This window comes from Accumulibacter sp. (assembly GCF_032229525.1).
GTDB lineage: Bacteria > Pseudomonadota > Gammaproteobacteria > Burkholderiales > Rhodocyclaceae > Accumulibacter.
The window spans coordinates 3,763-10,192 of record NZ_JAVTWB010000125.1 but is presented as its reverse complement, the minus strand read 5'-3'; the positions used below and the strand labels follow the sequence as shown (position 1 = coordinate 10,192).

Below are 6,430 nucleotides of genomic sequence, written 5' to 3'. Positions count from 1 at the left end.
GCTGCGTATTCTTGCGCTGATCGACTACCTGAACCAGTTGCAGGGGAAATGATTCCGCCGGGGCGCCGCTAGAGCCTTGTCGCCACTGTCGCCCCTGCCCTGCGTGTTTCGGCGACGATCCAGTCATGCACCGTCGCCACGCGTCGGTCGTCAAGCGCGCCGGCCGAATAAACCAGGCAATAGCGCTTGCCGGTGCGCACCGACTGCTCGAACGGTGCCACCAGCACACCGCTTTCCAGTTCATTGGTGGTCAGGGTACGGCGGGCGATGGTCACGCCCATGCCGGCGATCGCGCACTGGATGGTGATCTGATTGCGGTTGAACATGTAGCCGCGACGCACATCGACATGCGCCGCGCCGATCGCCTTCAGGTAGCCCTCCCACTCCGCATACGGCTGGCTGCCGCGCCAGGCGGTTATGTCGTGCAGGATCGGATAGTGCTTGAGGGCGTCGGGCGAGTTCAGCGGCGGCCGGCCGGTCATCAGTGCCGGTGAGCAGACCGGGAAGATCTCTTCTTCGAGCAGCACGGTGCTCTGAAATCCGGCATAGGCGCCGTCATTGAGATCGATCGCCAGATCGAAATCGCCGTCGCGCAATGAGCGATTGCTGTCCTCCGCTTCCACCCGCAGTTCGATGGCCGGATAGTCGTTCATCAGGGTCGGCAGCCGCGGCACTAGCCAGGTAGCAAGAAACGAGGGCAGCGCGCGCAGCCGAACGACGCCACTCAAGGGGCCGCCACGCAAGTGGCCGATGGCCAGGTCGACGGCGGCAAAGGCCGGGGCGACGGCGGCCAGCAGGTGTTTCCCCTCATCGGTGAGCTCGATATGGCGCGGCAGGCGACGGAACAACTTGAAACCCAGCCAGGCTTCCAGCAGCTTGATCTGCTGGCTGACTGCGCCGGTGGTGATATGCAGCTCCTCACCGGCGCGGGTAAAGGAAAGATGACCTGCCACGGCGAGAAATACGCCCAGCCGCGCATGGACCTGAGAAGGGGCTGTCAAGCTCATGGTTTAACTATACTAAACCGCGGACAAAAAATCATCGATTGAAAACCCACATCATGGGCGACAGAATGCCGGTCGACACGCAGCTTGGCTTTTTTTGCATTAGCCATCCTAAAGACCGTGACATCAAAACAGGATTACCATGTCGATCAGTGTTCTCGATCTGTTCAAGATTGGCGTCGGCCCGTCGAGCTCCCACACCATCGGCCCGATGCAGGCAGCACACGACTTCGTGGTCGACCTGGAGGCGAGAAAGCTGCTGAGCGCGGTCCGCCGCGTCGAAGTCAGGCTCTACGGCTCGCTCTCGGCGACCGGGATCGGGCACGGCACCGATCGTGCCGTGATCGTCGGGCTGATGGGCCAGCGCGCCGACCAGATTGATCCCGACTTCATCTCCCCTGCCGTTACCGAAGTTCAGCGCAGCGCCAGCCTGCAGCTCGCCGGCAAGGTGGCGGTAGCTTTCGACTGGGACCGCGACATGCGCTTGTTGCCGGTCAGCCTGCCCTACCACCCGAACGCCTTGCGCCTCAGCGCGCATGGCGACGATGGCCGCGTTGTGTCCAGGAACACCTTCTACTCGGTGGGTGGCGGCTTCGTCATCGACGAGGCGCAGGCCAGGGCCGGCGCGAACGCGATAAGCGCCACGCCGCTGCGCCACGAGTTCAATAGCGCGGCGCAACTGCTGGCGATCTGTCGCCGACATTCGCTACGGGTCAGCGAAGTGATGCTGGAGAACGAAAGCGCCTGGCGCAGTGAGGACGAAACACGCGCGGCGCTGCAGCGCATCTGGGAGGCCATGCGCGCCTGCGTTGCCCGCGGCATCACCCAGGGCGGCGTGCTGCCGGGTGGCCTGGAGGTGCGCCGCCGTGCGCCCGCGCTGCACACCAAGCTTCGCCAGCGGGAGGCCGGGCGCAACCTGATCAGCGACACCATGGCGGCGCTTGATTGGGTCAATCTCTATGCGCTGGCGGTCAACGAGGAAAACGCCGGCGGCGGTCGCGTGGTCACCGCGCCGACCAACGGTGCCGCCGGCATCATTCCCGCCGTGCTCCACTACTACATGGAATTCCAGCCCGGCAGCTGCGCCAGCGACGTCACCGACTTCCTGCTGACAGCGGCGGCTATCGGCACCCTGTGCAAGAAGAACGCCTCGATCTCGGGCGCCGAAGTCGGCTGCCAGGGCGAGGTCGGCTCGGCCTGCGCGATGGCCGCGGCGGGACTCACCGAAGTCATGGGCGGCACCCCGGAACAGGTCGAGAATGCCGCCGAAATTGGCCTCGAACACAACCTCGGCCTGACCTGCGACCCAGTCGGCGGCCTGGTGCAGGTGCCGTGCATCGAGCGCAATGCAATGGCGTCGATCAAGGCAATCAACGCCGCCCAACTGGCACTGCACGGCGACGGCGCCCATACCATTTCGCTGGACCACGCCATTCGCACCATGCGCGACACCGGCCGCGACATGCTCGATAAATACAAGGAAACCTCGCGCGGCGGCCTGGCCGTCAGCTTCACCGAGTGCTGAGCGCGCGCTGAGCGCCTGTGGCCAGGGCCACGGTGCCAGCGCCAGACAAGGCTCTTTTTCCTGGCTTCACCGACCAACCACAACAGGAGACAACAGATGACCACTGCAGCAAATCCATTGACCCGATGCGTGCGGGAAACCAGCCTGATCGCCCAGATTTCCATCGGTCTGGTCTGCGGCATCGTGCTGGCGATGCTGGCCCCCGATCTGGCCCGCGCCACCGGACTGCTGGGCGATGTTTTCATCGCCGCACTGAAGGCGGTGGCGCCGGTGCTGGTTTTCGTCCTCGTGGCCGCCTCGATCGCCAAGCACAAGAGCGGCCAGCCGACTCACATCCGCCCGGTCTGATGCTCTACGTGCTCGGTACGCTCGCCGCGGCCGTGGTGGCCGTGATCGCCAGCTTCGCCTTTCCGACCACGCTGGTGCTCGACGCACCGCAGGTCGGTGGCACGCCGCCCGGCGGCATCATCGGCGTCTTGAAGAACCTGCTGCTGAGCGCCGTTGCGAATCCGCTCAAGGCGCTGATGGAAGCCAACTTCATCGCCATCCTCAGCTGGGCCATCGGTCTGGGCATCCTCTTGCGGCACGCGGCCGAAACCACCCGCGTGATGCTGTCGGATCTTTCCGACGCGGTATCGAAAATCGTCAAGGTCGTCATCCGCTTCGCGCCGCTCGGTATCTTCGGGCTGGTGGCCAGCACGCTGCTGGCCGAGTCGGGGATGGGCGCGCTGCTCGGTTACGGCCGCCTGTTGCTGGTCATCGTCGGCAGCATGGTGTTCGTCGCTCTGGTCATGAATCCGTTGATCGTTTTCTGGAAAACACGCCGCAACCCGTATCCACTGGTCTTCACCTGCCTGCGTGAAAGCGCGATCACCGCTTTCTTCACGCGCAGTTCGGCAGCCAACATCCCGATCAACGTGACGCTGTGCAAACGTCTGAACCTGCACGAAGACACCTATGCGATCTCGATTCCGCTTGGCGCGACGATCAACATGGCCGGCGCCGCCATCACCATCACGGTGATGACGCTGGCCGCCGCCCACACCCTTGGCGTCAGTGTCGACATTCCGACCGCGTTGCTCTTGTGCATCGTCTCGGCGCTGGCCGCCTGCGGTGTCTCCGGCGTGGCCGGCGGTTCGCTGCTGCTGATTCCGATGGCCTGCAACCTGTTCGGCATTTCGACCGACGTGGCCATGCAGGTGGTGGCGATCGGCTTCGTCATCAGCGTCGTCCAGGACTCTGCCGAAACGGCGCTCAACTCCTCCACCGACGTTCTGTTCACCGCCGCCGCCTGCCCCCAAGCGGACCAGGAAAGCCTGGTCGCGGCAAGCGCCTAGGCTGTCACGCCGACGGCGGTGCGCAGCTCGACCAACGTAAGCACCGCCGTCAACGACCGCCTTTCCGCCGACCCGGGAAGGCGTTTCCGCGTCCTGGCTTCGCAAGTTCGACACCTGGGCAGAACCACGGACCCTCAAGAATCCGCGCAACTGGCCGTAGAAAGAGGTTCACGAGCAAGCAATCATTCGGGAGTGGAAGGTCATGGACGTATCAGGCATCGCCGCAGCGGCGACGGAAATGAGCCAGGCCAGAACTGGTGACGCGGTACAGGTGGCGGTATTGAAGAAGGCGCTGGACATTCAGTCGCAAAACGCCGCGCAACTTGTCGAGGCAGCCGCCAACGTGATCCCCAGCAACCCGCCTCACCTCGGCAACCAGATCGACGCCTTCGCCTGACAGATGCAGCGCACCGCCTGCGCCAGCGGCAGGCGCAAGCTGCGCGTCACGAACGCACCGGCCCCGAACCGGGTCTGCTTATTGCGCGCCTGGTTTCCGTTCCTCGGCGTCAGCAGCTTGGCCGTACTCCTACCGCTCCTGCCCAGATTGCTGCCCACACTGCTGCTCGGGTTGCACCGCTGGCGTCTGCTCGTCGACCATCTGATCCTGGACCGTCTGCTCGTCGACCATCTGATCCTGGACCGTCTGCTCGTCGACACGCGGATCGAGCGCGGCTGTCAGCGGCGAACTGCTGGTGCTGTCAGGCATCGCGACATGGTGTAGCGGCGCACCCGCGACCGCGTGCAAATGGCTGACGCGCCACGGCTGCACGCGCCAGGCCAGGATCACGGCGCAGGCACAGACAAAGGCGTAGAGCATGTTGGCGCCGAGAAAGCGCATCATTACGCCGGCCAGCAGCGGCCCGATGCTGGCCCCGACGCCAAAGGTCAACAACAGCATCGCCGTCAGCGATACGCGCCGTTCGGCGCCGACGTGATCATTGGCCAGAGCCACCGCCAGCGGATAGAGACTGAACTGCAGCATGCATACGGCAGCGCCGACGACGAACAACAGCCACCGAGGTGCCTCCGGCAATACGGCCAACGGCAACGCAGCCAGTGCGAGAAGCACGCCACCGCGCCCGATCAACCACACCCGGTCGCGCCGATCCGACAGCCAGCCAAGCGGCCATTGCACGAGCAGGCCGGCAAGAATGCTGCTCCCCATGAACAGGCCCACCTGCTCGGTAGATAGCCCCATTCGCGTCCCGTACAGGGGCGCCAGCCCGTAAAAGGAGCCGATCAGCAGACCAGCCACGGCGACGGTAATCAGCGACAGGGGCACGCGCGCAAAAAAGAAGCGCGGCTCCAGCGGCGCCGGGTGAAGAGCAGCGGGGTGCAGCTTGCGGGTCAAGGCGACCGGCACCAGGCACAGGGAAAAACACAAGGCCACCAGCATCAACAGCTCGAGACCAAGTTGCGGGGACGCCACCAGCACCAGTTGGCCCAGAACCAGACCAAGATACGAAGCGGCCATATAGCCGGAGAAGACCTGGCCACGCTGATCAACACTGGCCTGCTCGTTGAGCCAGCTCTCGATCACCATGTACTGGCACATCATGCACAAGCCGACCAGCATGCGCAGCAATACCCACGCCGGCAACCAATCGGTGATTCCGTGTCCGAGAGCAGCAGCGGTCACCACACCGGCACAAGCGACATAGGCGCGAATATGGCCGACACGCGTGATCAGGCGATGCCCGACCTTGCCACCCAGGACCAGGCCGAGGTAGTTGGCCGTCATCAACGCGCCGGCCCACAGGCCGTCCGCCATCTCGGCCACGCGCAAGCCAAGGTAGGTGTTCAGCAAACCCGAGCCGAGGAGCATCAGCAGGGTGGCGAAGTACAGCGAACGGAACGACTTCAGGATCATGAACATTCTGCGGGTGCTCGGAAAAGAGAAGACCCACCCGCTCTGTAGCAGGTGGAAAACCGGCACAGAAATTCACCGCGGCGATGGACCGATCGACGCATGGCGGCTATTTCCACAGCTCGCCAAGCGCGGTTTCGGGTGTGAAGCGGTGGGCAATCTGCGCCTGCAGCAGCTCGGCCGACGCCAGCGCATCGGTCAGCGCGTGATGTAGTCGATAGCGCGGCAGCGCATAGCGGCAGCGACTTGCGGCGAGACGGATGGACGGCAGCGGCTGGTGGCGAAAGATGCGCGCGATCAGCCCGGGTGACTTGCGGCGGTGCAGCCGCGCTTCGAGTTCCATGGTGTCGATGACCGGAAACTCGATCGCTTCGCCGATACGCGCTCTGAGTGCATTGTTCAGGAACTGCCGTTCGATCGCCCGGCAGTGCACCACCACGACATGACCGGCGATCGCTGCCAGTAACGCGTCGAGAATGTCGATCAGGTCGGGAGCAGAAACAAGCTGCGAATGGGTGATCCCATGCAGAGCCACCGACTTCTCGAGCAATGGCGAGCGCGGCTTGACAATCCACAGTCTCGACTGGCTGGCGAAAATCCGTTCAAGGCGCATCGGCACCAATCCAATGCTGACGATCCCGTCGCGCACCGGGTCGAGGCCAGTCGTCTCGATGTCGAGGGCCATTAACGGCACCGT

5 protein-coding genes and 1 pseudogene are annotated in these 6,430 nt (G+C 64.1%); 3 read left to right on the top strand and 3 right to left on the bottom strand.

All coding sequences use genetic code 11. The features are described from left to right. Nucleotides 1–68 precede the first annotated feature (68 nt). Nucleotides 69–1,007 carry a LysR substrate-binding domain-containing protein gene (locus RUW20_RS08680; protein ID WP_313951812.1) on the bottom strand — a complete coding sequence of 313 codons (939 nt, stop codon included), beginning with the start codon at nt 1,005–1,007 and terminating at the stop codon, nt 69–71. 139 nt (nt 1,008–1,146) lie between these two features. Here RUW20_RS08680 and RUW20_RS08675 point away from each other — a divergent pair, with 139 nt between their 5' ends. The 3 genes and pseudogenes from RUW20_RS08675 (at nt 1,147) to RUW20_RS08665 (ending at nt 4,263) form a co-directional block, all read left to right on the top strand. Further along, the gene (locus RUW20_RS08675) at nt 1,147–2,529 is read left to right on the top strand and encodes an L-serine ammonia-lyase (RefSeq protein WP_313951811.1); all 1,383 of its coding nucleotides are present in this window, start codon (nt 1,147–1,149) and stop codon (nt 2,527–2,529) included. Between the two features lie 96 nt (nt 2,530–2,625). Beyond that, nucleotides 2,626–3,866, top strand: a pseudogene (gene sstT / locus RUW20_RS08670) (serine/threonine transporter SstT). Nucleotides 3,867–4,068: 202 nt separating this feature from the next. Then, on the top strand, nt 4,069–4,263 hold the full coding sequence (locus RUW20_RS08665; protein ID WP_313951810.1) for a YjfB family protein: 195 nt from the start codon (nt 4,069–4,071) through the stop codon (nt 4,261–4,263). Between the two features lie 129 nt (nt 4,264–4,392). On the opposite strand, the gene RUW20_RS08660 is transcribed toward RUW20_RS08665, so the two are convergent. Further along, the gene (locus RUW20_RS08660) at nt 4,393–5,742 is read right to left on the bottom strand and encodes an MFS transporter (protein ID WP_313951809.1); all 1,350 of its coding nucleotides are present in this window, start codon (nt 5,740–5,742) and stop codon (nt 4,393–4,395) included. A gap of 100 nt (nt 5,743–5,842) precedes the next feature. Continuing rightward, a partial coding sequence (locus RUW20_RS08655) for a 3'-5' exonuclease (protein WP_313951808.1) occupies nt 5,843–6,430 on the bottom strand: 588 nt, incomplete at its 5' end.